Here is a 25,693-nt window from a genome sequence, read left to right on the forward strand (position 1 = left end):
CACATCCGCCCGTTCACCGGTGTTACAATCCGATGTAGGCATCCCGCGCGCGGCTTTCAAGGGGAAGGAAGCACGCGCGGACAGGGATTTCACCCCGCCTGCGCCGGTCCCTTAGACACGACAACCATGGCGGGCCGGAGCAGACGCCCATGCAGCGTCCATGCCGGTGTCCAGGCTTCCATCACCGTGCCCTGCGGGTGTTCGTCGCTGTGCTGTTCCGCCATGGCCTGATGCAGGTTGGCGTCAAAGGGCTTGCCCTTCGCGTCTTCCGCCTTGATGCCATTGCGTTCCAGAATGCCGATAAACGACCGTTCGGTGCTTTCGATACCTTCACGCATGCTGGTCAGGATGCTGTCCTCACCTTCGGTGGGCTGGGGCAGGCTGGCCACCGCGCGCTTCAGGTTCTCGGCCGCCTCGACCACGTCCTTGGCGAATTTCTGCACGGCATACTGCCGGGCGTCTTCCACTTCGCGCTTGGCGCGGGTGCGCACGTTCTGCATCTCCGCTTCCGCGCGCATCCACTTGTCACGCATTGCGGAGACCTCGGCCTCCAGTTCCGCTATGCGCGGGTTGGATGCACCCTCGGGCTGCGCGGATGTCTCGGCGTGCGCAGCCTGTTCATCCGGTGCGGGGGCGTGGGTGCCGTCGCCGGGTGCGGCATCGGCAAAGGGGTTGGGATCTGTGTTCTCGCTCATGCTCTTACAAGTAGGTAACGACTGGCCGATGGACAAGGCGTTACACGGCGGCAGACATGCCGTTTTTGCGTAACGTCCCTGCCCCGGGCGGGCAGCCGGAATGTGGGTGACATTCCAGTGAAACAGGATACCCGCATCCCCTCATGACATGCGGATACATATAACGCTATGCTGCCCGCGCCTGTCGGGCAAGATGCCCACGGCCATGCCCGGACAGGCAGCCAAGCAAAAAGAGAGCCCCCATGGAGCCAACGAAACAGACAATCGTGCTGGTTGACGATGACAGGAACATCCTGACTTCCGTACAGATGACGCTGGAGGCGGAAGGCTTCATCGTCCAGACCTACACCGATGGCGAAAGCGCGCTGCATGGGCTGTTGTCCCGACCGGCGGACCTTGCGGTGCTGGATATCAAGATGCCCCGCATGGACGGGATGGAGCTGCTCCAGCGCCTGCGCACGCGCTCGCAGCTACCGGTGATCTTCCTGTCATCGAAGGATGAGGAGGTGGACCAGCTCATGGGCCTGCGGCTGGGGGCGGATGACTACATCACCAAGCCATTTTCCCAGCGCCTGCTGCTTGAACGCATCCGCGCGCTGCTGCGCCGCAATGAAGTCAGCCGCAGCGAGGCCGCCGGCATAAGCCCCACCGGCACCATGGTGCGCGGTGCGCTGTCACTGGATGAAACCCGCCACCAGTGCCTGTGGCATGGCCGTGACATCCAGCTTACGGTTACGGAATTCCTGCTGGTCAAGGCCCTTGCGGCGCGCCCCGGCCTGGTCAAGTCGCGCGACCAGCTCATTGACGCCGCGTATGGCGAGAACATTTATGTCGATGACCGGACCATCGACAGCCACATCAAGCGCGTGCGCAAGAAATTCCGGCAGGTGGACGAGGAGTTCAACCAGATCGAGACGCTGTACGGCATTGGCTACCGCTACAAGGAAGAATGATCCAGCCGGATGCCGCATCCTGTCCTATCCTCCCTGCCGTTGCCCGCGCGCCTGCGCCGCCTGATCCCGCGCCGCCGGGGCACGAAAGGCGGCAATGCGGTTGCGGAGTTCATGGAATACCGCACCCGGCTGGTGTCACCGCTCATGCGGCGCATCCTGCTGGTCAACACCCTGCCGCTGGGCCTGCTGGCGCTGACCCTGCTGTACCTGACGCAGTTCCAGAACAGCCTGCTGGAAGCGGAGGTCTCGGCGCTGCGTGAACAGGCACGCATCTATGCCGGGGCACTGGGGCAGAGCGCCATCATCGTCTCGCACCGCGATGTAACGCTGGAACCCGCGCTGGCCCGCCCGCTGCTGGTGCGCCTGACCGAACCCAGCCCGAGCGCCCATGCCCGCCTGTTCGCGCCCGACGGGCACGTGGTGGCCGACAGCCGGGTGGAACAGGCCGACCGCCATGCCGAAAATGGCAGGCCCCCGCCACCCGGCGTGGAGGAGGATGAACACCCCCCCTTCCACCCCCCATCGCTCAACATGGGCGAACGGCTTTACAACTGGCTTCTGGCGCAGTTGCCCACCCTGTCGGGTGAGCGGATCATGACGCTGGACACCCCTGATTCCGATCCTTCCATCCAGCCTGTCACGCAGCCCGATGGCACGCGGATCATGGAAATCCCGCCCTATATCCGCCGCAACGCCAACCACCAGCTTATGGTCACGGTTGCCGAGCCGGTGATGCATGACGGGCGCACCACCGTCGGCATCATCCAGCTTACGCGTGAGGCGCGGGACGTGGACCGCTCCCTGTTCGCGGTGCGCTCCTCCATCCTGTCACTGTTCCTCATGGCGCTGGCGCTGACCATCCTGCTGTCATGGTATCTGTCGCTGACCATCGCACGTCCGCTGCTGCGGCTGGCGGCATCGGCCCATACCATGCGTGAATCCGCCAACCGGACCGACATGGTGCCCGACCGGCTGCTTGCCCGCCGTGACGAGATCGGGGAGGTCGCCCGCGCCCTGCAGGACAGCGCCAGCGCGCTATGGGCGCGGATGGACGCGATCGAGCGTTTTGCCGCCGATGTCAGCCATGAGATCAAGAATCCCCTTTCCTCCATCCGGTCGGCCATCGAAAGCCTGCTGCGGATCGAGGACCCCGAACGCCAGCGCCGCCTCATGTCGATCATCAATGACGACGTGCGCCGCCTTGACCGGCTGATTACCGATATTTCGGATGCCAGCCGCGTGGATGCCGAACTGTCCCGCGCGCGCGCCGAACCCGTGGCGATCGTGCCGCTTCTGTCCGTCCTTGCGGAAATACACCAGGCGACACGCCAGCCCGGACAGCCCTATATGGCAGTGGCCAGCAGCGGTGACAGCGTGGGCCAGAGACTGACCGTTCTGGCGGTGGAAGACCGGCTGGTACAGGTGCTGCGCAACCTGATCGGCAACGCCATTTCCTTCTCGCCGCCCGATGGCAAGATCCTGCTCAGCGCCGTCCCGTCAGGCGGCATGATTGAAATCGCGGTCAGTGATGACGGGCCGGGCATCCCGCAGGCCAAGCTGGACAGCATTTTCGACCGTTTTTATTCCGAACGGCCCAGCAGCGAGAATTTCGGCCAGCATTCGGGACTGGGCCTGTCGATCAGCAGGCAGATCATCGAAGCCCTGCGTGGCACCATCAGCGCCGAAAACCGCATGGACGCCGAAGGGCACGTGCTGGGGGCACGTTTCGTAATCTGCCTGCCACGTGTGGAGACGAAAGCCGAGGTCAGCCGACCTCATCCGTAGCGCGGGTGTAGCGCCGGTACCGGAATGGCGGCGGTTCGGCGGGCAGGGTTTCCAGCACCTTCACGATCCGGTCGTGATCCGGCGCACGGCTGCAGACCGGGTCGGTCGCGGCCGCATCCCCCGCCAGCGCCAGCGCCTGACAGCGGCAGCCACCCCAGTCCTTTTCGCGCTGGTCACAGCTACGGCAGGGCTGCGGCATCCAGTCCGTGCCACGGAACATGGTAAACAGCGGGGATTCACGCCAGATCCATGCCAGCGTATCGTGCCGCACATCGGGGAAGGTGACGTTGGGGATCGTTTCCGCCGCATGACACGGCAGCACGCGACCAGAAGGCGAGATGTTGATGAAACGCCGCCCCCATCCCCCCATGCACGGTTTGGGCCGGTCGGCATAATAATCCGGCGTGACGTAATCAATCGTCAGACGGCCCGCATATTTTACCCGCGCGGCTTCCACCGCCTGCGTTGTCAGTTCAAGCTGGGCAGGCGTAGGCATGAGGGCGTCCCGATTGGCCAGGCCCCAGCCATAATACTGGGTATGGGCGATCTCGACACGGCGCGCACCCATTTCCACGGCGGCATCGAGCATCTGCGGAACGCGCGCGGCATTTTCGCGGTAAATGACGAAATTCAGCGTCAGGGGCATACCATCGGCCGCGATCAGCCGGGCGGCTTCCAGCTTGCGGGCCTGCGCGCCCTTCATGCCGCCGACATGTTCGGCATTGGCCGTATCAATGTCCTGAAAGGAAAGCTGGACATGATCCAGCCCTGCTTCCACCAGAACGGGAAAAGTCTTCTCGTTCAGCAGCACGCCGGAGGTGATGAGATTGGTATAAAGCCCAAGCCCCACCGCATGGCGTACCAGTTCGGGCAGGTCAGGGCGGCTCATGGGTTCGCCACCCGAGAAATGGACCTGCAGCACCCCCATTTCCGCCGCCTGATCAAGCACGCTGATCCATTCGGCCGTGGTCAGCTCGTTCCTGCGCGGTTCCAGCGCCAGCGGATTGGAGCAGTACGGGCACTGCAACGGACAGCGATGCGTCAGTTCCGCCAGAAGGCTCATGGGGGAGAGAAGGGTGTCTGTCATGCCACCAGCACCTGCCGGTTAATCAGATCGGTGATCATGACATGGACATCACGCCCGATCACGTCAACGGGGGCGGCGAAGCGGCTGGCCAGTTCCGCCACGATCTGCCCCAGCGTACGGGTCCCATCAACCAGCTTCAGCACCTCCGCCGCGACGGGATCGGGAATGAAGGCCCGTTCCGGCGCCTGAATGATCCAGCGTTCGCGCACGCGGTCATGCTGCAACCTGACCCCGCGCGCGAAACGGATGATGCTGTCTTCTGCCAGACTGGCGGTCATGCCGCATCCGGGCGGAAGGCACCGGGGGGAATGCGACCGGGGGTTACATAGGCATATTCCAGCTCATCCAGCATCGACCACAGCACGGCGCATTTGAATTTGAGCGCGTCCAGCACCGCCTTCTGCTGCTCCGGCGTGCGGGCATGTTCCTTCACATAGGCCAGCGCGAAATCGGAATCGCGCGGGGCCTGTGTCAGGCGCGGATGGAAATAGGCCAGCGTTTCGGAGTTCACAAAATCATAATGCTGCAACATCCCCGCGACCCGCTCACTGATAATGGTGGGCGAGAACAGTTCGGTCAGGGAGGAGGCAATCGCTTCCAGAATGGAGCGGTCACGCACGAATGCAACATAGGCATCCACCGCAAAGCGCGTGGCGGGCAGCAGCCCCTCCAGCGACTCGACATAGCCGCGGTCAAGGCCCAGCCCGTCCGTCAGCTTCAGCCAGCGCGCCACGCCTCCGGTGCCCGGTGCGTCGCCATCATGGTCAACAAGCCTGCGCCGCCATTCGCGCCGCAGTTCCGCCGTGGGCAGGCGCGCAAGCAGCGTCGCATCCTTGGCGGGGATGCTGGCCTGATAATAATAGCGGTTCAGTGCCCATGCCTGCACCTGCGCACGCGTCAGCCTGCCGTCATGCAGCGCCCGGTGGAAGGGGTGCAGGTTATGGTAGCGTTCCGCCCCAATGGCCCGCAGGGCCGCCTCAAGTTCATCGGGGGAAAGCAGGTGTCCGCTCATGCTGTAATCCTCATCCCGTCATGGGAGACTTCCCACCCTGCGGCCTCGACCTGGGCGCGTTCAGGGGAATCCGCCAGAAGGACAGGGTTGGAGTTGTTGATGTGTATGAAAATCCTGCGTTTGATCCCGAGGTCACGCAGGGCGGCGATGGTGCCTTCCATCCCGTTGATGGACATGTGCCCCATGCGGCGGCCAGTCTTTTCACCCAGCCCCGCGCGGATCATCTCATCATCCACCCACAGCGTGCCGTCGAAGAATACCGCATCCGCCCCACGCAGGCGCACCCGCAGGTTATCGGTCATGCGCGCACAGCCGGGCACGAAACAGACGCGATGCGCGCCGTCCGATATTTCCAGGCCGATCGTTTCCCCATTTTCGCAGATGGCGGCGGGATCAGGCCCGGCCTCGGCATAAAGCGGCACCTTGCCCGGCACCACAAACGGCACGATGGTCAGGCCCGCGGGCGACCCGTCACGCAGGCGCAGGGGCAGCGGCTGGTCAAGCGCCATGGTCTCGCGGGGGACGACCTCGCGGTTCAGGGCTTCAAATATGGGATTGGCATCCAGCATGGCCAGCACTTCGGTCGTGGCCAGCAGGGTAAAGGGCTCACGCTCACGCAGGGTCAGCAGGCCGGTAATGGTATCGACCTCGCCCCCCGTCAGGATCACCCCGGCTATGGGGGTGGAGCGCAGGCCTTCGCGCGGATGTAGCGCGGGGGTCTGGTTTATCTGGGTTCGCAGGTCGGGGGAGGCATTGACCACGAACCAGTGCCTTCCATCCCCACTGATAGCGATGGAAGCCTGTGTGCGGGGCGGGGCTGCTGGATCGCCGGCCCTTGCCCGCCTGCAACCGGGAGCGTTTGAATTCCACTGCGGAAATCCACCGCCCGCCGCCGCGCCGAGAACGATAATGTCGATCATGGACGCAGAGTGTAAAAGAAAATCGCCGCCTGTGCGAGACAGGCGGCGACAATCCTTACTTCTTTTCGCCGCACACGTAGCTGTTGATTTCAGCGCCCAGCGGGACTTCAACGATCTTGGGGGTATTCCAGGCCATGGGACTTCTCCATTGATTGCGATGCCAGAAGGCAGAAGCCTTCCCGTCAGGGTATTTGACCCCTGTCCAATACCGCTTTCAACCCTTGTTTCCCGCCATATGCAGCCGGAAAATTCACGTTAGCGTGTACGCTGCGCGCGCCTGCAATCCCTGCGTAGCCGGAATGTGCCAAAAACCTTGGCCCCATCCCCCATATAGGCCCATAAAGGGACGGATTGCCGTACCTGCGTACCCACCGGTACGCAGGTACCTACATATGTACTGCCCCCGCTGTCTGGGCCGCGCCAGCACATGCCAGGACCCGATTGATGCCGCCCGAGACACAACCGCCCCCCGAGCCCCCGCACCCGTCCTATGAGCAGATCCAGCAGCGCCGCGCCATCGAGGTCATGCGCCACAGCCGGATCGACCTGCGCACGGCCTGCCTGCTGCTGCTCAGCGTGCTGGCGGTTTTCTACACGCTGTATTTCGCATCGGCCATTGTCCTGCCGATGATCCTGGCGCTGGTGGTCAACCTGCTGCTTTCGACGCCAATGCGTTTCCTGCACTCCCGGCTGCACCTGCCCAAGCCACTGGCGGCACTGTGCCTGATCCTGTGCGTGTTCGGCATTGTGGGCGCTGTGGGCACCGCCATTTCCGTGCCCGCCACCGGCTGGCTGGAACGCGCGCCCGAAGCGCTGAACACCCTGCGCGACCGTCTGGCCTTCCTGCGCGGTCCCTTCCAGTTACTGACCAGCGCTTCGGACCGCATCCGCAATTTCATGACGATCGCGGGCAGTCATCTCGACCATGCCACGCCCGCCGATACGACGAACGAGCATGTCATTGTCGTGTCCACACCCGGCGGTGGCGGTCTGGACCGGTTCAGTTCGTCCATCCTGCTGGGCACGCAGGCCTTCATGGGCCAGTTCTTCACCATGATCCTGATGCTGTTCTTCCTGCTTGCGCAGGGGGACAGCCTGCTCCGGCGGTTTGTGGAGATCATGCCCACCTTCGCCGACAAGCGCCGGACCGTGCAGATCGCCTACCAGATCGAACGCAATGTTTCCCTGTATCTGGCCACCATCACCATCATCAACAGCCTGGTCGGGCTGGCGAACATGGCGCAGTGCTGGCTGCTGGGCATGCCCAATGCCCTGCTGTGGGGGGTGATGGCGTTCCTGCTGAACTACATTCCCATCATCGGCCCGATGATGGGCATCATCATCTATTTTCTGGTGGGCCTGTTTGTTTACCCGTCCGTGTGGCAGGCGCTTTTGCCGCCCGCCATCTATCTGTGCATTCACCTGACGGAAGGCGAGACCATAACCCCCATGGTGCTGGCCCGCCGGTTTACCCTCAATCCGGTTCTGGTGATGGCGTCGCTCATGTTCTGGGACTGGCTATGGGGAATTTTCGGGGCGTTCCTGTCCGTGCCCCTGCTGGCGGTCTTCAAGATCATCTGCGACCATGTGGAGATCCTGACCCCGATCGGCCATATCGTGGGTGGCCCTGCGCATACGACGCCGCAGAAACCCCTCTTTTCCGATACGTCGCCCGCCCCTTCCGGCACCGATACGGCGGATAACCTGCCCGGACCGGAGGACTAACCGTTACCGGAAGCCAGCACATCCAGCCGGGAAACCGACAGCAGGGTAATGGCATAACCCTTGCCGACCTCGATCATGCCCTGACTGCGCATCCAGCTTAGCGTGCGGCTGACGGTTTCAATGGTAAGGCCAAGGTAGTCGGCAATATCCCCACGCGTCATGGGCAGGTTGAGCCGGCAGGGACCACCATTGCCAGCGGGCGGCTGACCGATGCGCATCTGGTCAAGCAGGAAACTGGCGACCCGTTCCCGTGCCGTCTTGCGGCCCAGAAGCAGCATCTGGTTCTGGGCCGCGACAAGTTCGTTGGATGCCTCTTCCAGCAGGCGACGTTCCAGCTTGGGAAAATCATCCAGCAGTTCGGTCATCTTCTCGCGGGAGAAACGGCAGACACGCACCGTATCGATGGCTTCCGCCCCGAAAGCATAGCTGTCCGATACCGCCAGCCCCAGAAAATGTCCCGGCGCGGCAAACCCGGTGATCTGGCGCCGCCCGTCGGGCAGGGCCTTGAACAGTTTGACGGTGCCTGCTGTCACATTGAAAAAATCGGTGGCGGGGGCGCCTTCCTCAATGAAGCCGCGACCGGGGGGAATGATGGTTTCCACCGCCGCTTCCGCCAGGCGGGAAATGTCCCCTTCATCAATGACGTTACACACGCTGTTGGGGCGGACGGTGCAGGTGGCGCAGAAATCGGTCTGCAGGCCGGAAGAGCCCATCATGATACGCCGTGGCCGCGACTCGAACTGACACGAAGGCATATCCGACATAATTATTCCCAATTACTTTCAGGCGCCTGCGTTCCGGCCACGTGCAACCGGAATCGTCCATGACCCGGAAAATACCGTGGATCATTCGCAATGGACGGCAAGTATGGCCGATGGATTGATGTAAATCAATGCGTTGATCCATGAAATATTCAGTCATCAGACCAAGCATAAATGGAAATTTTCCACCCCATCCCAAGAAAGATACGACGCGTGCAGGCCGCTCCTCCGCCACTGGTCAGACGACTGGCCCCTGCCGACATTCCTTTGCTGTATCCCCTTGTACGGATGTCGTTTCCACATATCAGCCTGCAGGAATGGGGGCGCATCGGACGCAGGCTGTCGCGCCCGGCAAAACATGTGCGCGAAGGGATACTGGTCGCCCATTACGGCACGGCGCGCCCGCCCTGCGCCATGGCGACCTTCCGCCGGGGGTTCGACCTGTATTCAGGCGATACGCTGACGGCGGATTACATCATCACGCTGTCCTATGCCCACAAACAGCAGATCATCGACGCCCTGCTGCCCGCCATGGAAGCGCTGGCCCGTGAACTGGGCTGCACTGCAATCCGTACCTTTTCCTACAGTAACCCGATCACGAACAGGGACATCCCGGTCCCAAAACTGTGTTCAACAAGCCACATTACCGAACGAACAGTGAGGATCGAGCGCAATAAGGAAATAGATCGCCCCCTTTGATTGATTCACATCAAAGCCGAATGTTAGGTGGGCGTGATTTCTGCACAGATCAAATCACATCGAATATTCTTAACACTCTCCGCTGCTACCCAGTTGAGATCAAAATTAAGGTCTGCCCACGATGAAGAACGTTCGTAACCTTGCCCTGTCGGCCGTGCTTGGCGCCGCGGCGCTGACCCCGGTCGCGGTCCATGCGCAGACCGCAGCCCCCACCACCTATGTCAACGCACCGCTGGCGGCCCCTGTCGCACCGGCGCAGCCGAAGGGCCGTTGCGGCATCTTCCAGACCTGCGCCAGCACCAAGATCGGTCTGGGCCGGGGCGACTTCATGATCCGCCTGTCCGCCGTGGGCGTGCTGCCGGAAGATCGTGACAGCAAGGTCTGGCTGAACGGCGCGTCCCTGAACGGGACCCGCATCAAGACCACCAATCAGGTCATGCCGGAACTGACGTTCGAATACTTCGTGACCGACAACATCTCGCTGGACCTGATCGCCACCAGCACCCGTCATGAAGTCTCGGCAGAAGGCGGTGCAGTGGGCCGCAAGCTGGATGTGGGCAGCGCATGGGTCCTGCCGCCGACGGTGACGGTGGCGTGGCATTTCCGCCCGCACAAGCGCCTGAATCCGTATGTGGGCGTTGGCGGTACCTTCATGTGGTTCCACAACATGAACGCCAGCGGCGCGCTGGGCGGTGCGGTCAGCAAGCTGAACTCCGGCTTCACGGGTGGCCCGTCCATCAACGCCGGTGTGGATTACCAGCTGGTTGGCAACTGGTTCTTCAACTTCGACGTGAAGCAGATGTTCGTGCGCATGCATGCATGGGCTGAAAACGACAGCGAAAGCGTGAAGATCAAAGCCCACGACTCGCTCGACCCGACCGTCGTTTCCGCTGGTATCGCCTACCGGTTCTAATGACATGAACGCGGCAGACAGCACCCTGCTTTCCCGCTACGGGGGCAATCTGCCGCGTTACACCAGCTACCCCACCGCAGCGCAGTTTTCCGATGCGGTGGGCCCGGCGGACAGTCAGGAATGGCTATCCGCCCTGCCGGCTACGCAGCCGGTCTCCCTTTATCTACATGTTCCTTTCTGCGACACGCTGTGCCGGTTCTGCGGGTGCAATACCGCCGTGCTGCGCGATACGGATGCACGGGCGGCCTACGCGGCCCTGCTGCATGAGGAACTGCGCCGGATACTGAAACTGATCGGCACGGGCCGTCGTGTCACCCACCTGCAATGGGGTGGCGGCACGCCCACCACGCTGCCCGCAGGCGCCATGCGCCGGGTCATGCAGGTCATCCGCCAGAATTTCACGATCACGCCCGATGCCGAAATCAGCATCGAGGTCGATCCCCGTCATCTCCCGCCCGAATATCCCGCCCTGCTGCATGAACTGGGCTTCAATCGCGCCAGCATGGGCGTGCAGGACCTTGACCCGCAGGTGCAGGATGCGTGCGGCCGGATACAGAGCTGGGAACAGACCCGCGCCTGTCTGGATGCGCTGCGCAATGCCGGGGTGGCATCCATCAATATCGACCTGATCTATGGTCTGCCGCGGCAGGACACCGACAGCGTCACCCGCACGGCGCAGGCCGTGGCCACGCTGCGCCCCGACCGGCTGGCCGTATTCGGCTACGCCCATGTGCCATGGAAGCAGAAACGCCAGAACCTGATGCCGGTGGGTGAACTGCCGGATGCGCAGGCCCGCATCGAACAGCGCGCCGCCATCGACGCCGTGCTGCGCCATGATCACTTCCTGCCCGTCGGGCTGGACCATTATGCCAGCCCCGATGACAGCATGGCCCGCGCCATGCGGGCGGGCACGCTGCACCGCAATTTCCAGGGCTATACGGTTGATGGCGCCGCCGCGCTGATCGGGGTGGGGGCGTCGGCCATTTCCTCCCTGCCCGGTGGCATGACACAGAATGCGGTGTCATCCGCCGCCTATGCCCGGCTCATGGCGCAGACAACGGACAGCCTGCCCGTTGTGCGCGGCGTGCGGCTGGAAGATGACGACCGTGTGCGCGCCACAATAATCGAACAGATCATGTGTACCATGCAGGTCGATGTGGACCAGATCATCCTTGACCATAACCTGCCCACCAGCAGTTTCGATACCGAACTGTCCCGGCTGGCCCCCATGATGCGCGACGGGCTGGTCAGCATGACCGCGCGGCATGTCCGCGTTACCGAAAAGGGGCGTCCCTTCGTGCGCCATGTCGCCGCCGTGTTCGACCGCTACCTGTCGCCGCAGACCACGCCACTCCATGCCAGCGCCCTGTAAGGACGCCTGCCTTCCCTGTCCTGCAACCGCGTAGCATCCAGCAGGTAAAACGTCCCCCCATGCACCCCAACTGCGTTATTGCGGCCCTTGCCAACAGCCCGGTCCAGCCATGGCCCTTTCCGCACTGGCAGCTTCATGACGTGCTGCCCGCCCCGGTTGCATCCGCGCTGGTGACATGGATGCCGGACAGTCAGTTCATCGGCGGGAACAGTGGCGGACAGCGGGCCGGGCGCAACGGGCAGCGGCTGTTCATCACGCCCGCACGGCGGGCAGCCAGCCCCGCGCTGGACCATCTGGCCCGCCTGTTTGATGACCCGCACACCCGTGCGACATTCACCACGCAGTGCAATGCCCGGATTGAAGATGCGGCCCTGCGCCTTGAACTCTGTCTGGATGCCGATGGCTTCTGGCTTGAACCCCATACCGATATCGGGGCCAAGCGGCTGACGCTTCTGGTATCGCTTTCCATGGGGGCGGATGCTCATGACTGGGGCACGGATATCATGACGGCGGAGGGCACGCCCGTAGCGCGTGCATCGGGTGCCTTCAATTCCGGCCTGCTGTTCATTCCATCGGACCATTCATGGCACGGCTTCGTGCCGCGCGCGCTAAGCGGCGTGCGCCGGACACTGATCGTCAATTATGTTGGCCCCGAATGGCAGGCCATGAATGAACTGGCCCGCCCGCCGCGCGTCACATAGGCGCGGACGGTTGCCTGTCCGTTGCCGGTTCGATACGAAACAAACCTTTATTCCCCGCCAAAACGGTTCTAGGAAGCGTTTCCACCAAGTGTAATCCCATTCATCCCATGTCATCCCGGTCATGACGCAAGAGGACAACAGAGGCATGAGCGAGACTCCGCGCGAGACTATGGAATTCGATGTCGTCATCGTTGGCGGCGGCCCGTCGGGCCTGGCGGCGGCCATCCGGCTGCGCCAGCTTGCCCCCGACGCCAGCGTATGCCTGATTGAAAAAGGCAGCGAGATTGGCGCCCATATCCTGTCGGGTGCCGTAATCGAACCACGCGCGCTGGCAGAACTCCTGCCCCACTGGCGGGAAGAGGGCGCCCCGCTGAACACCCCCGTGACAGAGGAGCAGATGCTCTACCTGACACAGGACAACAGCCTTGAAGTCCCGTTCCTTGAACGCGTGATGCCGCACATGCGCAACCACGGCAATTTCATTGTAAGCCTTGGTGATTTCTGCCGCTGGCTTGCCGGCCGGGCGGAAGAGCTGGGGGTTGAAATCTATCCCGGCTTTGCCGGTGCCGAAGTGCTGATCGACGATGATGGCCGCGTCGCGGGCGTTGCCACGGGTGACATGGGCGTGGGTCGCGATGGCCAGCCGGGCGACAACTATGCCCCCGGCATGGAACTGCGCGCGAAATACACCCTGTTCGCCGAAGGCTGCCGGGGATCGCTGACCAAGCAGGTCATGGCGATGTACAACCTGCGCAAGGGCGTGGATGACCAGACCTATGGGCTGGGCATCAAGGAACTGTGGGAAATCCCCAAGGAAATGCACCGCCCCGGCATGGTGCAGCACAGCTTCGGCTGGCCGCTGGATGACCGGACCTATGGCGGCGCGTGGATGTACCATTTTGGCGACAACCTCGTCTCCTACGGGTTCGTGGTCGGTCTGGACTACCCCAATACATGGCTGTCCCCGTTTGACGAGATGCAGCGCGTCAAGCTGCATCCGGCCTTCCGCCCGTATTTTGAAGGTGGCCGTCGCATCGCCTATGGCGCGCGCGCGCTGTCCGAAGGCGGCATCCAGTCCATTCCCCGCCTGACCTTCCCCGGCGGGGCGCTGATTGGCGATACGGCGGGCTTCCTGAACGTGCCCAAGATCAAAGGCACCCATACGGCCATGAAATCGGGCATGCTGGCGGCGGAAGCCGTGGCGGAAGCCCTGATCACCAGCCGCGTGGAGCCGGGTTCCTATACCCGCCGCATCCGGGATTCGTGGCTGTGGACCGAACTGCGCGCGGTGCGCAACATCCGCCCCGCCTTCGCCAAATTCGGCATGAAGGGCGGCGCGCTGTATTCCGGTATCGACGCCATGCTGCTGCGCGGTCGCGCGCCGTGGACACTGCATACCCGCCATGGCGATAACGAGACCCTGGAACCGGCAGCCGTCTCCCCGCAGATCCAGTATCCCAGGCCGGATGGCAAGATCACGTTCGACCGCCTGTCCTCGGTCTTCCTGTCCGCCACCAATCATGAGGAGGACCAGCCCGTCCACCTGAAGGTGCGCAACATGTCGCTGTGGAAAACGGTGAACTGGAACATCTTCCGCGCGCCGGAAAGCCGTTACTGCCCCGCGGGCGTGTACGAAGTGGCCGATGAGGATACGGACCCGCGCCTGCAGATCAACGCGCAGAACTGCGTGCACTGCAAGACCTGTGACATCAAGGACCCGGCCCAGAACATTGACTGGGCCACGCCGGAGGGCGCAGGCGGCCCCAACTATCCGGGCGGGATGTAATCCGGCGGCAGGTACGGTATGTATCTGCCAAACACGTTGCCCTTATCCGAAGACAGACAGGCAAATATGCAATGAAGGTTCTCGTACCCGTTAAGCGCGTGATCGATTACAACATCAAGCCTCGCGTAAAAGCCGATGGTTCCGGCGTGGAAACCGCTGGCGTCAAGATGTCCATCAACCCCTTCGACGAAATTGCGGTCGAAGAAGCCGTGCGCCTGAAGGAAAAAGGCGTTGCGACCGAGATCGTCGCGGTCTCGATCGGGGAAGCGAAGGCACAGGACACCCTGCGCACCGCCATGGCCATGGGTGCTGACCGCTCCATTCTGGTGGAAACCGATGTGGTGACGGAACCGCTGGCGGTGGCCAAGGTGCTCAAGGCGCTGGTGGAGAAGGAAAAGCCCGACCTCATCATCCTTGGCAAGCAGGCCATTGACGATGACATGAACGCAACCGGCCAGATGCTGGCGGGGCTGCTGGACCGCCCGCAGGCGACGTTCGCCTCCAAGGTGGACGTGGCGGATGGCGCCGTGACCGTTACGCGTGAAATCGACGGCGGCCTGCAGACCATCAAGCTGGCGCTGCCCGCCATCATCACGACGGACCTGCGGCTGAACGAACCGCGTTACGCCTCGCTGCCCAACATCATGAAGGCGCGCAAGAAGCCGATGGAAAAGATCACGCCGGCTGATCTGGGCGTGGACATGACCCCGCGCCTGAGCGTGATTTCCGTAGCCGAGCCGCCGGAACGCAAGGCGGGCATCAAGCTCGATTCGGCAAGTGAACTGGTTTCGCGTCTGCGCAACGAAGCAAAGGTGATCTGATCATGACCGTTCTCGTTTATCTGGATCATGAGGGTGGCGCGATCCGGCAGGCATCGCGTTCGGCCATTACGGCGGCGGCGAAGCTGGGCGATGTCGATGTGCTGGTAACCGGTGCCGACGCGGCTGGGGCAGCGAAGGCGGCAGCGGCCATTCCGGGCGTGAAGAAGGTGATCCAGGTTGCTGACAGCACCGGCAACAGCGAACTTGCCGAACCTGTCGCAGCCCTGCTGGCCGATCTGGCGGGTGGCTATACGCATATCCTCGCCGCGTCGTCCGCATCGGCCAAGAATGCGCTGCCCCGTGCGGCAGCACTTCTGGATGTGCAGCCGATCCCCGATATCGTCGCCATCAACGATGCCGATACCTTCGTGCGCCCGATCTATGCGGGCAGCGCGCTGGCGACGGTAAAGTCCGCCGATGCGAAGAAGATCATCACGGTCCGCGCCTCCTCCTTCGATCCGGCTCCTGCCGAGGGCGGCAGCGCAGTGATCGAGGAAGTCGCCCTGCCTGCGGGTCCGGGGGGATCGACCTTCATCTCGACCGAACTGTCCAAGTCCGAACGCCCGGAACTGGAATCCGCACGCGTGGTGGTATCCGGTGGACGTGGCATGCAGAACGAGGAGAACTTCAAGCTCCTCAACCCGCTGGCCGACAAGCTTGGCGCCGCCATTGGCGCCTCCCGCGCGGCGGTGGATGCAGGCTTCGTGCCCAACGAATACCAGGTCGGGCAGACCGGCAAGATCGTGGCACCGGAACTGTATATCGCCCTTGGCATTTCCGGCGCGATCCAGCATCTCGCGGGGATGAAGGACAGCAAGGTCATTGTCGCGGTGAACAAGGACCCGGAAGCACCGATCTTCCAGGTGGCGGATTACGGTATCGTGGGCGACCTGTTCACGATCCTGCCGCAGCTTGAAGCGGAACTCGACAAGGCAGGCTGACCCTTAGGGTCCATGGCTGCAAAAGGGGCGCGGGCTTCATTCCCGCGCCCCTTTTTTCATGTACGGCTATTCGTTTTCCAGCACGGCATGGGCGCGGGCGACCACCGTGTCATAGTCCTGCTGTGTCAGATCCCCCCGATGCAGCATTTCACTGGCCCGCGCCAGGGCGTCACGCGCATGGGTGGCGTCGGGGATGGGGTAACGTCGGCCGGGCAGGGCAAAAGCTGAATCCGGCAAGGCATCACGTTCGGCCGCTGTCAGTCTGGACATCGGGTTTTCCTCCCTAAACGAGATGGTTCCCGCAACTTCAGGAACCCGTTGCAGGGTAGAGAAAGCCCGCGCGGACAAGATACGTAAAAGACGGATGGCACCCCGCCATTTTCCGCCACACAAAAAAACAGGGTCCCCACAAGGGGGACCCCGCCAGTAGGACAACCGTGCATTGGCACTGTATCCTGTCCGGCATTTATACCGGCTATTCTTGGTATTTATGGAAGCCAGCAGGCTTCGTGTGATTATGTATGCCATTCTTATTTTCAAACGTCAACAATAAATATAAATAAAAAAGGAATTTTACTTTTTTTGCACTGCACAATTCATATGTTTATTTTGCACCGCACAATCAACCCGAAGTATATGAAGAACAGCGCGTCATCTGTCTCCCGCGCCCCGGAAAACAGGGGCTACAAGGGCCTTGTGCCGACATTCATTGCCCCGCATCATACAGGGGACGGATCACCGCAGGCCCGGCCACATCATCCGCCCTGCAGCAGACAGGACACCCGATGGGGGGACAACCCACAACCCGACCACATGCGACATTCTGCACAGGGAAAATTGTCCGCCACGTCGTTGTCATGGCAGGGACGGGGGCCATTGGCCTCATGGCTGTCTTTGTCGTCGATCTGCTGAACCTTTTCTACATTTCCTGGCTGGGCGATCCGGCGCTGACCGCGGCAATCGGCTTCGCGGGCGTGGTGAGCTATGTGCAGATCGCGGTCTCCATCGGCCTGTCCATCGGGATCGGGGCGATCAGCGGCAGACTGATCGGCGCGGGCCGGATTGAACAGGCCCAGCGGGTTGCATCCTCCTTCGGCATCGTCATGGTCGGGCTGTGCCTGCTGATCGGCATCGCCACCGCATGGCTGGCGGGTCCGCTGCTGATCCTGCTGGGCGCAAAGGGGGAGGCCGCGCGACAGGCGACGGTTTTCCTTGAAATCGTCTCCCCCGGCCTGCCGCTGATTGCTGTGGGCATGGGATGTTCGGGCCTGCTGCGTGCTATCGGGGCGGCACGCATTTCCATGAACGTGACGCTGATGGGGGCGATCATATCGGCCATTGCCGATCCGGTAATGATTCTTGGGCTGGGTCTCGGGCTGAAAGGGGCCGCCATCAGCACCATCGTGTCGCGCGCGATCGTGGCTCTGGTCGGCTTTCGCTGCGTGCGTCAGCATGGCCTGTTCGGCAGGCCGGTCCGCACCCATGTGCTGAGCGATACCAGACTGGTGGCGCAGGTTGCGATGCCCGCCATCCTGACCAATCTTGCAACGCCCGTCGGCAGCGTGTTCGTAACGCATGCGATGGCGGGTTTCGGGCTGGCGGCAGTGGCCGGGCAGGCGACCATCGAACGCATCGTGCCGGTGGCCTTCGCCTTCGTCTTTGCGCTGACGGGATCGGTTGGTCCCATCATGTCGCAGAATCTGGGGGCGGGGAAACTCGATCGCGTGCGCGAAACCCTTGTAGCATCGCTATGGCTGGTCGCGGGCTGCGTTGCGCTGACATGGATGATCCTGTTCCTGACACAGGATCTGGTGGTGCGCGTATTCTCGGCGCAGGGAACGGCGGCAATGCTGATCCACCTGTTCTGCAACTGGACCATTGCCGGTTATGTCTTCATCGGCATGCTGTTCGTGGCCAATTCCGCGTTCAACAACCTTGGATGCCCCCTGTATTCGACCCTGTTCAACTGGGGACGGGCGACACTGGGCACCATTCCGTTTGTATGGGTGGGCATGAAATTCGGGCCTGCGGGCGTGCAGGTAGGGCAGGTTCTGGGCTGCGTGCTGTTCGGCTCATATGCCGTCATGACAGCCTTTGGCGTGGTCCGGCGGCTCCATCCCGGTGACAGGGCCACCGAACAGGCCATGCCCGTCATTCCCCCACCGCAAAGTGGCGAGGCCGGGATGATCGAACTGGATGAACTGGACCATTCAGCGTGAAACGGGGGCGGTGACGCCCTGCAGCATCGCACCGATGACAGGGCCGATACTGTCGCGCCAGTGGGGCAGTTCAAGGCCGAATACCTGCCCCAGCCGCGTGCAGTCGAGCCGCGTATCCACGGGCCGCGTAGCCGGGGTGGGCCACTGCGTGGTGTCAACAGGCAGGACAGGCGGCACGGGGTGGCCATGCCGGGCCGCATGATCCAGTGCGGCACAGGCCAGTTCATGCCATGTCGCACTGCCCTGTCCCGCAACATGGAATATGCCCCGGTAACAGGGCTGCCAGCCCGCTTTGAGTATCCGTCGGGCGATATGCAGCAGGACATGGGCCAGATCCTCCACACAGGTCGGATTACCGCACTGGTCCGCCACCACTTTTAAATGCGGCCGCTTTCGCGCGGCATGAACGATGGTGTGGACAAAATTCCCTGCCCGCGCCCCGTAAACCCATGCCGTGCGCAACACCATCGCGTGCGCACAGGCATGCAGGACCGCTCTTTCCCCCTCCGCCTTGGTGTGGCCATAGACATTGCGGGGATCGGGGGCATCTTCTTCCGTATAGGGGTGGCCCTTCAGGCCACTGAAGACATAATCGGTGGAAACATGCAGCAGCGGCACGGCCTGCCCCGCGCAGAGCCATGCAAGCAGGGCCGGCCCTTCGGCATTGACCTGCCGGGCCGGGCCGGGCTGGTCTTCCGCCGCGTCCACCGCCGTCCATGCGGCGGCGTTTATAACAAGGTCAGGCCGGATTTCCTGCATGGTCCGCACGACGGTATCCGGCAGGCTGAAATCGAAATGCGGGCGCCCCACTACGGTAACCGTAGCCCCCCCGCGCCGCATCAGGGCCGTGGCGAGCTGGCCCGAACCGCCCGTGACCAGAATACGCGAACCCGAACGGGATACCATGCGCCGGCCCGGTCCGGTCATGGCAGGACGAACCAGTCAATGACACTGGAAAACGGCAGGGCCTGTTCATCGCGGGGGGACACGATGGCCTGACAGTCGCTGACAGGCCAGTCGATGCCCAGACTCTCGTCATTCCAGCGCACGCTGCGTTCACAGGCGCGGTCCCACAGGTCGGTGCATTTGTACTGCACCTCCGTATTGTCACCCAGGGTGCAGAAACCATGGAGGAAGCCGGGGGGAATCCAGAACTGGCTGCCGTTTTCCGCACTCAGGGTAACCGCGGCCCACTGCCCGAAGCTCCGTGATCCCATGCGCACATCAACCGCTACGTCCCAGATTGCACCCCGCGTGCACCGCACCAGCTTGCCCTGCGCACAGGGCGGAACCTGACAGTGCAACCCCCGCACCACCCCCCTGTGGCGTGAAAGACTGTGATTGTCCTGCACGAAGGGCGCGGTAATACCGATTTCCGCCAGGGTGGCGGCATTATAGGTCTCGCTGAAAAAACCACGCTCATCTTCAAAACGCGGTGGAGTGAGCAGCAGCAGCCCGTCCAGGGGCAGTGTTTCCACCTTCATGATGCATGCCCCGGCGCATGCCGCTGGCAGTGCCGCGCGTGATCGACTGTCAGGGTAGAAAAGACGCCCTGATCACCCGCCCGTCCAAACTGGGTAAAAATCCGCATACCGATCCGCTCTTTGCCTGTTCCCCCGTGCGAAAACACCGGGGTTCCATCACGTTGTCCTGAAAAGCAGTCTTAACGCGATACATGTTACGAACTGATTAAGGCCAAAATGGAACAGGCCCCATACGCGACAGCATAAGGGGCTGAAAAAGAGTGATTTTTATTTGAAGAGGGGGTACCAGATAAGGAATCTGGTGGAGCCAAGGGGAGTCGAACCCCTGACCTCCTGAATGCCATTCAGGCGCTCTCCCAACTGAGCTATGGCCCCACTATTCCAACCCGCGTGGCCATTTATTCTGGCCAACCGTGGTTCGGTTCGCGGGGTATAACCATAAGTTCCGGGCAATGCAACCCCCCGCAAACCGATTTATCGCATGATGATATTATCGGCCCTGAGCGCATCCAGCAGGGGCAGCAATGGCAGGCCGAGGATGGCGGCGTGATCGCCCTCGATACGGGAAAACAGGTGAATGCCCGGCCCTTCCAGCCGGTAACAGCCGACACAGGACAGAATCGCATCCCCTTCGATCGCCAGATAACGATCCAGAAAAGAATCGCTGAACGCGCGCATATGCAGCACGGGGCACGCGACATGGCGCCATGTTTCGCGGCCATCACGCATCATCACCACCGCCGTATGCAGCATATGGGCCTTTCCCCGTAGGGTGCGGAGGTGGCAGCGCGCGACCGAAAGGTTTTCGGGCTTGTCGAACCATTCCCCCGCGCAGGACAGCATCTGGTCCGCGCCGATCACAACCGCACCCGGATCAGCCCGTGTCGCCCGCGCCTTGGCGCGGGCGAGTTCGAGGGCGGTCTGGCTGGCATCCATTTCCTGTTCACGGCAATGCTGGCGTATGGCGTGTTCATCCACCTCCGCCGCGCGGCATGTCACCGAAAGGCCCGCCGATTCCAGCAGGGCGCGGCGGGCGGCTGAACGGCTGGCCAGTACTATCGGGGGCGACTCCGCCTGTAACGGATGCGTCTTTAGTACTAAATTCGAGTCGCCCGGCATCACCTTCTCCGTACTGATGAAATGAAACATGAAATTCGACGCGTTCGAGTACTGGGGTACATGGGGACAGTACTCCAAACAGTTCTGCGCCGTACCGAGTACCGTGGACAACGGGTACACCTGCGGACGCGGTGGGTTGTACACAGGCTTATGTCGGTACAATCTGGATAACTCTCCCGACCCACGGGAATCCTTGGAGTCGGAAACTGTACACTCTGTGGGAAAAGTGGGGTACATTTTCGGAAGTGCGGGTACCCCGTCATCCACAGCACTTAAAGCACATCAAAAATTTTCTTTCTCTTTTCTTTTATTGTTTTGAAAGGAGCACGCGCATCGCGCCTGCCCGCTATCCGTCGGCGGGAAAGTACGAGATAGTCCGGCCACAACGAAACAGAACGACGGATCGATGACTGAAACACGCAAACCCCTGCTCGCTACCCTGTTGGGAGAGGCAACATGGCCGCCTCCGGTATGGCTGATGCGACAGGCGGGCCGGTTCCTGCCGGAATTCCGGGCCCTGCGTGAAAAAGCGGACTTCCTGACACGCTGCATGACGCCGGACATGGCGGTAGACATCACGCTGCAGCCCATCCGCCGTTTTGGCATGGATGGCGCGATCCTGTTTTCGGATATCCTGATCCTGCCCTGGGCAATGGGTCAGTCGCTTGATTTCGTGCCCGGTAGGGGGCCTGTGCTGGGACCGGTGCGTTCACAGGCGGATCTGGAACGGCTTGATCCGGGCCGGGTCACAAAAGCGATCGAGCCGGTCATGGAAACCCTTCAGCGGCTGCGCAGGATCGTGGACGGGCCGGAAGCAATCGGTCCGGCCAGACCGGGACAGGTCACGCTGATCGGTTTCGCGGGCGCACCGTTCACCGTGGCGTGCTACATGGTCGAAGGCCATGGCTCGCGGGAGTTCGAGGAAACCCGCAGGCTTGCCTATACCGACCCGGCCTTCTTCGATCGGCTGATCGACCTGCTGACCACCGCGACGGCTGACATGCTGTGCGCCCAGATCGAAGCGGGCGCGGAAGCGGTCATGCTGTTCGATAGCTGGTCCGGCCTGCTGCCACCGTCGCAGTTCCGCAGGCATGTCATCGAACCTGCGCGGCGGATTACCGAAATCATCAGGTCGCGCCATCCCGGCACGCCTGTTATCGGCTTCCCACGTCTTGGCGGGCTTATGGCGATTGAATACGGGCATCAGACCGGCGTGAACGCCATGGCGCTCGATACCGGGGCCGATATGAAGGCCGTGGCCGCGCAGGTGCCTGATACGCTGGTGCTTCAGGGTAATCTCGACCCGATCCGCGTGCTGGCTGGCGGGGAAGGCATGCGCGCCGAAGCCCGCGCCATCCGTGATGCCATGAAGGGCCGGCCGCATGTGTTCAACCTTGGCCATGGCGTCATTCCCGCCACCCCGCCCGAGCATGTCGGCGACCTGATCAAGACCATCCGGGATGTGTGAATGATGCTGCCTGCCGCCCTGCGCCCCGATGGCGCGCTCAAGCTGGTCATCTTTGACTGTGACGGTGTCCTGATCGACAGTGAGGGGCCGTCATGCCGGATGATCGCCCGCTCCTTACGTGAACACGGGCGCACGATCAGCGACGAGGACGCGGTCCACCGTTTCGCGGGGCATGCGCTGACCGCGCTCAAGCATGAGATCGAACAGGCGGAGGGCATTACCCTGCCTGCCGACTGGCCCGCGCAGATGCAGCGCAACCTTGTTTCCCTCATGCGCAATGAGGCTGAAACCATAGAAGGCGCGCCCGCCATGCTGCGTGGCGTGGCCGCACTTGGCCTGCCCTACCGCATCGGCTCCAACTCCTCGGTGCAGGAAATGGAGGCGAAGTTTGGCCGGACCGGTCTGGATGCCCTGATCGTGCCGACGTGCATCCACTCCGCACGCGATATGGGCTGTCCCAAGCCGGACCCGGCGGTCTATCTCGCGGCGGCACAGGCACAGGGCGTGCCACCGGGCGAATGTATCGTGCTGGAAGATACCGAAACCGGCGCCCGTGCCGCACGTAGCGCCGGCATGGGCTGCGTGCTGCTGCGCTCCGCCGAACTGCCCGCACCGTCATGGCCGGGTCTGCTGCGTATCGCGCATCTGGATGAATTCGTGCCGCTGCTGCGCCGGATCATGGCCAGCCAGCAGGGGGATGCGAACGGAAATGGCTGAAGTGCTGATCCCCTTCATGCTGTGGATCAAGGCCTTCCATATCATCTCGCTCATCGCGTGGATGGCGGGCGTGTTCTACCTGCCCCGCCTGTTCGTCTATCACTGCCAGGTGGCGGTGGGATCAGCGGAATCCGAACGTTTCAAGGGCATGGAATACCGGCTGCAGCGGTTCATCATGCTGCCCGCCATGATCAGCACCTTCGTATTCGGTGGCCTGCTGGCAAGCATTCCGGGTCTGGTGGACTGGCATGCTGGCTGGTGGATGACCAAGCTTGCGGCGGTGATCGCACTGGCGGGTTTCAACGGGGCCTGCGGACGGTGGCGGCGGGATTTCGCCAATGATCGCAATACCCATACCGAACGGTTCTATCGTATCGCCAATGAAGTGCCGACCGTTCTCATGATGATCATTGTCATCATGGTTGTTGTCCGCCCGTTCTGAAAACAGGCGGACAACAGCAGCCACGGATCAGAGCAGGGACGAACCCTGCTTCAGGACCGCGTTACAGACCTTCGTACTGACCTTCTGCTTGAGGTTCCCGCTGAGCGAGGACAGGGAGAAGGTATTGCCGGTGCCCGTATCCAGAATACCCTTCTGGCCGTTGGTGTACTGGCTGCCGGTGGTATCCATGCCCGCCTTCTGCTTCAGCGAGGACAGCAGCGTGGTCGGGCTGTTGCCCTGCAGGTAGTTGTTCTGCACGCAGTAGCCAAGCAGGCCGGTAACGTTGGAAGGGGCGAGGGAGGAAACGGAGGGAACGTTCAGCCCGCTGCCCGAAAGCAGTCCCGCCGCATTACCCAGTCCACCCGACGAGCCACCGCCCGCGAGGCCGCCAAAACCCTGCGCATGCGCGGGCGTGCCCGACAGGGCCGCAGCCACCGGCAGGGCGGCGAGCAGGGCCAGGAAACGGTTTGATGTCTTCATGTGATATAACTCCTCAGATCACGGTCGCGGGAATAGCAGGGCCGGTATGGTCCTGCCCGTCTTTCCCTACGGGCCGCGGGAACGGGTCGCGGCGGGTCAGGCGACCCCAAGCATCAGCATGCCATAGATTTTGGCCATCACCGGTATCAACACATACTGGATGAGCAGAAGCAGCACGAGCGGGCTGAGATCGATGTTGGCCACATTCGGCAGGATATTGCGGATCGGACGCAGCACCGGTTCGGTCATGCGGTACAGGAAATTGGACATCTTCCAGACAATCTGGTTGCGCGGGTCCAGAATGCCGAAACCGATGAGAAAGCTGAACAGGCAGGCCAGCAGCACGACCCATGTATAAAGCTGGATAAGTTCAAACAGCAGCTGAAAGATGATGGAAATCAACGGGCCAACTTTCATAGATGACGGGAAATGGAATTTAGTGTCCGTGGCGTGCGCATACAACTGTCATGAAGTCGCCGGATCGGGCAGAAAACAGGTTCAGGACCAGAAAATGGGCCTTGACTTGCGGGGCAGGGACGGTATTTATCGCGCAAAGATGTGGGGCTGTAGCTCAGATGGGAGAGCGCCTCGTTCGCAATGAGGAGGTCAGGGGTTCGATTCCCCTCAGCTCCACCACATCCTTTCCTTAAAAAATATATCGCCTGTCATGACCGCGCCGGATGGCGGCAGCATTTTACGCGTCCGTGGCTTCGTGTTCCGGCAGGGCGATGAGTTCGATTTCCGCAAGCTGGCCGGGCGTGTCGAAATGACTGACCAGCCGCAGCGTGGTCGCGGGACAGGTACGGCCGAACAGGTCGTGAAGGAGCGGAAAACAGGCGTTGAACCCTTCGGTTTCACTCAGGATGAATACGATACGGGTTACATCCTGCGCCGTCATGCCCTGTCGGGCCAGGTTGCTGATTCCGACGGAAAGGGCCTGCCGGATCTGGGCGAACACATCGGGCGGAAACTGCCCGGTCTGGGCGTCGATACCCGTCAGGTGCCGGATCTGTATTTCTGGCGGCGGGCGAAACGGCGTGTTTTCTTGCATCCCCCATAGAATCACAAAATGGTCATCTTTTGTCCATAAAAATTTTTCTTTCCCCGAAACGACGGCTTTCGGATAAGTCTTGATTTATGACCGTTCCGATCCAGATCCATGCTTCATGCGCCGCACGGCGCGGGCAGGGTATTCTGCTGACTGGGCCGTCGGGGGCTGGCAAGTCCGACCTGTTGCTGCGCCTTGTCGATGCGGGTTACGATCTGGTGGCGGATGACCGTGTCTGCCTGCATGATGGCTGGGCCAGCGCGCCACCGAAACTTGCCGGCCTGCTGGAGGTTCGTGGTATCGGGATCATACGCATGGACTGGCGTGCGCGGGTGCGGGTGGCTGCGGTCGCGCGACTGGTGGGGGTAGCAGACTATCCACCCCGGCTGCCGGGTCATCCCGGACATGACAGGCTGACGGGCCTGCCGGAGTTTTTTATTGATCCCGCACTGCCATCCGCCGTGGCCCGGATCGGGCTGGTGCTGGACTGTGCCGCCGGGAACAGGCACCTGCTGGATGAAGGGCAGATGTGATGCTGCCACCAC

At 62.2% G+C, this 25,693-nt stretch carries 29 protein-coding genes and 2 tRNA genes; 16 read left to right on the forward strand and 15 right to left on the reverse strand.

The features are described from left to right. Positions 1-89: 89 nt before the first annotated feature. The gene (locus CFR79_RS02460) at positions 90-695 is read right to left on the reverse strand and encodes a nucleotide exchange factor GrpE (protein ID WP_102324970.1); all 606 of its coding nucleotides are present in this window, start codon (positions 693-695) and stop codon (positions 90-92) included. 242 nt (positions 696-937) lie between these two features. Here CFR79_RS02460 and CFR79_RS02465 point away from each other — a divergent pair, with 242 nt between their 5' ends. Both CFR79_RS02465 and CFR79_RS02470 read left to right on the forward strand, forming a co-directional pair. Then, positions 938-1,648, forward strand: coding sequence for a response regulator transcription factor (locus CFR79_RS02465; protein ID WP_102324969.1), 711 nt, complete (start codon positions 938-940; stop codon positions 1,646-1,648). 9 nt (positions 1,649-1,657) lie between these two features. Then, positions 1,658-3,433, forward strand: a complete 1,776-nt coding sequence (locus CFR79_RS02470) for a stimulus-sensing domain-containing protein (protein ID WP_102324968.1) — start codon at positions 1,658-1,660, stop codon at positions 3,431-3,433. Here the strand turns inward: CFR79_RS02470 and pqqE are convergent. Genes pqqE through pqqA form a run of 5 tightly spaced genes read right to left on the reverse strand, consistent with a single transcriptional unit; the run spans position 3,414 to position 6,588 of the window. Further along, positions 3,414-4,520 (reverse strand): pyrroloquinoline quinone biosynthesis protein PqqE, encoded by a 1,107-nt coding sequence (pqqE, locus tag CFR79_RS02475; protein ID WP_110546822.1) that lies wholly within the window; start codon positions 4,518-4,520, stop codon positions 3,414-3,416. The genes CFR79_RS02470 and pqqE overlap by 20 nt on opposite strands. Then, complete coding sequence (gene pqqD / locus CFR79_RS02480; protein WP_102324966.1) at positions 4,517-4,798, reverse strand: pyrroloquinoline quinone biosynthesis peptide chaperone PqqD; 282 nt, start codon at positions 4,796-4,798, stop codon at positions 4,517-4,519. Before pqqD ends, pqqE begins: the two co-directional genes overlap by 4 nt. Next, on the reverse strand, positions 4,795-5,532 hold the full coding sequence (pqqC, locus tag CFR79_RS02485; RefSeq protein ID WP_110546823.1) for a pyrroloquinoline-quinone synthase PqqC: 738 nt from the start codon (positions 5,530-5,532) through the stop codon (positions 4,795-4,797). The genes pqqD and pqqC overlap by 4 nt, the downstream gene beginning before the upstream one ends. Further along, positions 5,529-6,452: a pyrroloquinoline quinone biosynthesis protein PqqB gene (gene pqqB / locus CFR79_RS02490; protein WP_110546824.1), complete on the reverse strand. Its 924-nt coding sequence runs from the start codon at positions 6,450-6,452 to the stop codon at positions 5,529-5,531. The genes pqqC and pqqB overlap by 4 nt, the downstream gene beginning before the upstream one ends. Positions 6,453-6,507: 55 nt before the next feature. Beyond that, the gene (gene pqqA, locus CFR79_RS02495) at positions 6,508-6,588 is read right to left on the reverse strand and encodes a pyrroloquinoline quinone precursor peptide PqqA (protein WP_010508617.1); all 81 of its coding nucleotides are present in this window, start codon (positions 6,586-6,588) and stop codon (positions 6,508-6,510) included. A gap of 308 nt (positions 6,589-6,896) precedes the next feature. On the opposite strand from pqqA, the gene CFR79_RS02500 reads away from it, so the two are divergent. After that, positions 6,897-8,177 (forward strand): AI-2E family transporter, encoded by a 1,281-nt coding sequence (locus CFR79_RS02500; protein WP_174234087.1) that lies wholly within the window; start codon positions 6,897-6,899, stop codon positions 8,175-8,177. Here the strand turns inward: CFR79_RS02500 and CFR79_RS02505 are convergent. Further along, positions 8,174-8,941, reverse strand: coding sequence for a Crp/Fnr family transcriptional regulator (locus CFR79_RS02505; protein ID WP_110546825.1), 768 nt, complete (start codon positions 8,939-8,941; stop codon positions 8,174-8,176). The genes CFR79_RS02500 and CFR79_RS02505 overlap by 4 nt on opposite strands. Positions 8,942-9,226: 285 nt before the next feature. Here CFR79_RS02505 and CFR79_RS02510 point away from each other — a divergent pair, with 285 nt between their 5' ends. The 7 genes from CFR79_RS02510 (at position 9,227) to CFR79_RS02540 (ending at position 16,171) form a co-directional block, all read left to right on the forward strand. Beyond that, the gene (locus CFR79_RS02510) at positions 9,227-9,637 is read left to right on the forward strand and encodes a hypothetical protein (protein WP_258373382.1); all 411 of its coding nucleotides are present in this window, start codon (positions 9,227-9,229) and stop codon (positions 9,635-9,637) included. Positions 9,638-9,758: 121 nt separating this feature from the next. Further along, complete coding sequence (locus CFR79_RS02515) at positions 9,759-10,550, forward strand: OmpW/AlkL family protein (protein WP_102324962.1); 792 nt, start codon at positions 9,759-9,761, stop codon at positions 10,548-10,550. Between the two features lie 4 nt (positions 10,551-10,554). Further along, the gene (hemN, locus tag CFR79_RS02520) at positions 10,555-11,922 is read left to right on the forward strand and encodes an oxygen-independent coproporphyrinogen III oxidase (protein ID WP_110546826.1); all 1,368 of its coding nucleotides are present in this window, start codon (positions 10,555-10,557) and stop codon (positions 11,920-11,922) included. Between the two features lie 59 nt (positions 11,923-11,981). Further along, positions 11,982-12,623 (forward strand): hypothetical protein, encoded by a 642-nt coding sequence (locus CFR79_RS02525; RefSeq protein ID WP_102324960.1) that lies wholly within the window; start codon positions 11,982-11,984, stop codon positions 12,621-12,623. Positions 12,624-12,768: 145 nt separating this feature from the next. Beyond that, positions 12,769-14,409: an electron transfer flavoprotein-ubiquinone oxidoreductase gene (locus CFR79_RS02530; RefSeq protein WP_102324959.1), complete on the forward strand. Its 1,641-nt coding sequence runs from the start codon at positions 12,769-12,771 to the stop codon at positions 14,407-14,409. A gap of 71 nt (positions 14,410-14,480) precedes the next feature. After that, positions 14,481-15,230, forward strand: coding sequence for an electron transfer flavoprotein subunit beta/FixA family protein (locus CFR79_RS02535; protein WP_102324958.1), 750 nt, complete (start codon positions 14,481-14,483; stop codon positions 15,228-15,230). Positions 15,231-15,232: 2 nt separating this feature from the next. Continuing rightward, complete coding sequence (locus tag CFR79_RS02540; RefSeq protein ID WP_102324957.1) at positions 15,233-16,171, forward strand: electron transfer flavoprotein subunit alpha/FixB family protein; 939 nt, start codon at positions 15,233-15,235, stop codon at positions 16,169-16,171. A 66-nt stretch (positions 16,172-16,237) separates the two neighbouring features. Here CFR79_RS02540 and CFR79_RS02545 read toward each other — a convergent pair whose 3' ends face one another. Continuing rightward, positions 16,238-16,441, reverse strand: a complete 204-nt coding sequence (locus CFR79_RS02545) for a hypothetical protein (RefSeq protein ID WP_110546827.1) — start codon at positions 16,439-16,441, stop codon at positions 16,238-16,240. 515 nt (positions 16,442-16,956) lie between these two features. Between CFR79_RS02545 and CFR79_RS02550 the strand changes: the two genes are divergently transcribed. After that, the gene (locus CFR79_RS02550; RefSeq protein WP_102324955.1) at positions 16,957-18,390 is read left to right on the forward strand and encodes an MATE family efflux transporter; all 1,434 of its coding nucleotides are present in this window, start codon (positions 16,957-16,959) and stop codon (positions 18,388-18,390) included. Here the strand turns inward: CFR79_RS02550 and rfbD are convergent. From rfbD to CFR79_RS02570, 4 genes are all read right to left on the reverse strand, one after another. Beyond that, positions 18,382-19,317, reverse strand: a complete 936-nt coding sequence (rfbD, locus tag CFR79_RS02555) for a dTDP-4-dehydrorhamnose reductase (RefSeq protein WP_258373383.1) — start codon at positions 19,315-19,317, stop codon at positions 18,382-18,384. The genes CFR79_RS02550 and rfbD overlap by 9 nt on opposite strands. Beyond that, entirely contained in the window at positions 19,314-19,874 is a 561-nt protein-coding gene (gene rfbC, locus CFR79_RS02560) for a dTDP-4-dehydrorhamnose 3,5-epimerase (RefSeq protein WP_102324953.1), read from the reverse strand. The genes rfbD and rfbC overlap by 4 nt, the downstream gene beginning before the upstream one ends. Positions 19,875-20,173: 299 nt before the next feature. Continuing rightward, positions 20,174-20,249 (reverse strand) — tRNA-Ala (locus tag CFR79_RS02565). Between the two features lie 99 nt (positions 20,250-20,348). Further along, entirely contained in the window at positions 20,349-20,993 is a 645-nt protein-coding gene (locus CFR79_RS02570) for a Maf family protein (RefSeq protein ID WP_243705178.1), read from the reverse strand. 406 nt (positions 20,994-21,399) lie between these two features. Here CFR79_RS02570 and hemE point away from each other — a divergent pair, with 406 nt between their 5' ends. From hemE to hemJ, 3 genes are read left to right on the forward strand one after another with little or no spacing between them, the layout of a single operon-like run. Next, positions 21,400-22,461 (forward strand): uroporphyrinogen decarboxylase, encoded by a 1,062-nt coding sequence (gene hemE / locus CFR79_RS02575; protein ID WP_110546830.1) that lies wholly within the window; start codon positions 21,400-21,402, stop codon positions 22,459-22,461. Between the two features lie 3 nt (positions 22,462-22,464). Next, on the forward strand, positions 22,465-23,178 hold the full coding sequence (locus CFR79_RS02580) for an HAD family hydrolase (protein ID WP_110546872.1): 714 nt from the start codon (positions 22,465-22,467) through the stop codon (positions 23,176-23,178). Further along, the gene (hemJ, locus tag CFR79_RS02585) at positions 23,171-23,620 is read left to right on the forward strand and encodes a protoporphyrinogen oxidase HemJ (protein WP_110546831.1); all 450 of its coding nucleotides are present in this window, start codon (positions 23,171-23,173) and stop codon (positions 23,618-23,620) included. Before CFR79_RS02580 ends, hemJ begins: the two co-directional genes overlap by 8 nt. A 27-nt stretch (positions 23,621-23,647) precedes the next feature. Here hemJ and CFR79_RS02590 read toward each other — a convergent pair whose 3' ends face one another. Further along, positions 23,648-24,100, reverse strand: coding sequence for a YjjA family protein (locus CFR79_RS02590; protein WP_102324949.1), 453 nt, complete (start codon positions 24,098-24,100; stop codon positions 23,648-23,650). Positions 24,101-24,196: 96 nt separating this feature from the next. After that, entirely contained in the window at positions 24,197-24,517 is a 321-nt protein-coding gene (locus CFR79_RS02595) for a YggT family protein (protein WP_102324948.1), read from the reverse strand. Positions 24,518-24,660: 143 nt separating this feature from the next. Between CFR79_RS02595 and CFR79_RS02600 the strand changes: the two genes are divergently transcribed. Beyond that, positions 24,661-24,736 (forward strand) — tRNA-Ala (locus CFR79_RS02600). Between the two features lie 58 nt (positions 24,737-24,794). On the opposite strand, the gene CFR79_RS02605 is transcribed toward CFR79_RS02600, so the two are convergent. Continuing rightward, entirely contained in the window at positions 24,795-25,151 is a 357-nt protein-coding gene (locus CFR79_RS02605) for a RidA family protein (RefSeq protein ID WP_110546832.1), read from the reverse strand. A gap of 86 nt (positions 25,152-25,237) precedes the next feature. On the opposite strand from CFR79_RS02605, the gene CFR79_RS02610 reads away from it, so the two are divergent. Further along, positions 25,238-25,681 carry an HPr kinase/phosphorylase gene (locus tag CFR79_RS02610; protein WP_110546833.1) on the forward strand — a complete coding sequence of 148 codons (444 nt, stop codon included), beginning with the start codon at positions 25,238-25,240 and terminating at the stop codon, positions 25,679-25,681. The last annotated feature ends 12 nt before the right edge of the window (positions 25,682-25,693 follow it).

Origin of the sequence: Komagataeibacter saccharivorans (genome assembly GCF_003207825.1) — a bacterium.
GTDB classification, from domain to species: Bacteria; Pseudomonadota; Alphaproteobacteria; order Acetobacterales; family Acetobacteraceae; genus Komagataeibacter; species Komagataeibacter saccharivorans.

Coding starts and splice junctions, on each gene's coding strand:
- CFR79_RS02460 (WP_102324970.1), bottom strand. CDS start 695: ATGAGCGAGAACACAGATCCCAACCCCTTTGCCGATGCCGCACCCGGC.
- CFR79_RS02465 (WP_102324969.1), top strand. CDS start 938: ATGGAGCCAACGAAACAGACAATCGTGCTGGTTGACGATGACAGGAAC.
- CFR79_RS02470 (WP_102324968.1), top strand. CDS start 1,658: ATGCCGCATCCTGTCCTATCCTCCCTGCCGTTGCCCGCGCGCCTGCGC.
- pqqE (WP_110546822.1), bottom strand. CDS start 4,520: ATGACAGACACCCTTCTCTCCCCCATGAGCCTTCTGGCGGAACTGACG.
- pqqD (WP_102324966.1), bottom strand. CDS start 4,798: ATGACCGCCAGTCTGGCAGAAGACAGCATCATCCGTTTCGCGCGCGGG.
- pqqC (WP_110546823.1), bottom strand. CDS start 5,532: ATGAGCGGACACCTGCTTTCCCCCGATGAACTTGAGGCGGCCCTGCGG.
- pqqB (WP_110546824.1), bottom strand. CDS start 6,452: ATGATCGACATTATCGTTCTCGGCGCGGCGGCGGGCGGTGGATTTCCG.
- pqqA (WP_010508617.1), bottom strand. CDS start 6,588: ATGGCCTGGAATACCCCCAAGATCGTTGAAGTCCCGCTGGGCGCTGAA.
- CFR79_RS02500 (WP_174234087.1), top strand. CDS start 6,897: ATGCCGCCCGAGACACAACCGCCCCCCGAGCCCCCGCACCCGTCCTAT.
- CFR79_RS02505 (WP_110546825.1), bottom strand. CDS start 8,941: ATGTCGGATATGCCTTCGTGTCAGTTCGAGTCGCGGCCACGGCGTATC.
- CFR79_RS02510 (WP_258373382.1), top strand. CDS start 9,227: ATGTCGTTTCCACATATCAGCCTGCAGGAATGGGGGCGCATCGGACGC.
- CFR79_RS02515 (WP_102324962.1), top strand. CDS start 9,759: ATGAAGAACGTTCGTAACCTTGCCCTGTCGGCCGTGCTTGGCGCCGCG.
- hemN (WP_110546826.1), top strand. CDS start 10,555: ATGAACGCGGCAGACAGCACCCTGCTTTCCCGCTACGGGGGCAATCTG.
- CFR79_RS02525 (WP_102324960.1), top strand. CDS start 11,982: ATGCACCCCAACTGCGTTATTGCGGCCCTTGCCAACAGCCCGGTCCAG.
- CFR79_RS02530 (WP_102324959.1), top strand. CDS start 12,769: ATGAGCGAGACTCCGCGCGAGACTATGGAATTCGATGTCGTCATCGTT.
- CFR79_RS02535 (WP_102324958.1), top strand. CDS start 14,481: ATGAAGGTTCTCGTACCCGTTAAGCGCGTGATCGATTACAACATCAAG.
- CFR79_RS02540 (WP_102324957.1), top strand. CDS start 15,233: ATGACCGTTCTCGTTTATCTGGATCATGAGGGTGGCGCGATCCGGCAG.
- CFR79_RS02545 (WP_110546827.1), bottom strand. CDS start 16,441: ATGTCCAGACTGACAGCGGCCGAACGTGATGCCTTGCCGGATTCAGCT.
- CFR79_RS02550 (WP_102324955.1), top strand. CDS start 16,957: ATGGGGGGACAACCCACAACCCGACCACATGCGACATTCTGCACAGGG.
- rfbD (WP_258373383.1), bottom strand. CDS start 19,317: ATGACCGGACCGGGCCGGCGCATGGTATCCCGTTCGGGTTCGCGTATT.
- rfbC (WP_102324953.1), bottom strand. CDS start 19,874: ATGAAGGTGGAAACACTGCCCCTGGACGGGCTGCTGCTGCTCACTCCA.
- CFR79_RS02570 (WP_243705178.1), bottom strand. CDS start 20,993: ATGCCGGGCGACTCGAATTTAGTACTAAAGACGCATCCGTTACAGGCG.
- hemE (WP_110546830.1), top strand. CDS start 21,400: ATGACTGAAACACGCAAACCCCTGCTCGCTACCCTGTTGGGAGAGGCA.
- CFR79_RS02580 (WP_110546872.1), top strand. CDS start 22,465: ATGCTGCCTGCCGCCCTGCGCCCCGATGGCGCGCTCAAGCTGGTCATC.
- hemJ (WP_110546831.1), top strand. CDS start 23,171: ATGGCTGAAGTGCTGATCCCCTTCATGCTGTGGATCAAGGCCTTCCAT.
- CFR79_RS02590 (WP_102324949.1), bottom strand. CDS start 24,100: ATGAAGACATCAAACCGTTTCCTGGCCCTGCTCGCCGCCCTGCCGGTG.
- CFR79_RS02595 (WP_102324948.1), bottom strand. CDS start 24,517: ATGAAAGTTGGCCCGTTGATTTCCATCATCTTTCAGCTGCTGTTTGAA.
- CFR79_RS02605 (WP_110546832.1), bottom strand. CDS start 25,151: ATGCAAGAAAACACGCCGTTTCGCCCGCCGCCAGAAATACAGATCCGG.
- CFR79_RS02610 (WP_110546833.1), top strand. CDS start 25,238: ATGACCGTTCCGATCCAGATCCATGCTTCATGCGCCGCACGGCGCGGG.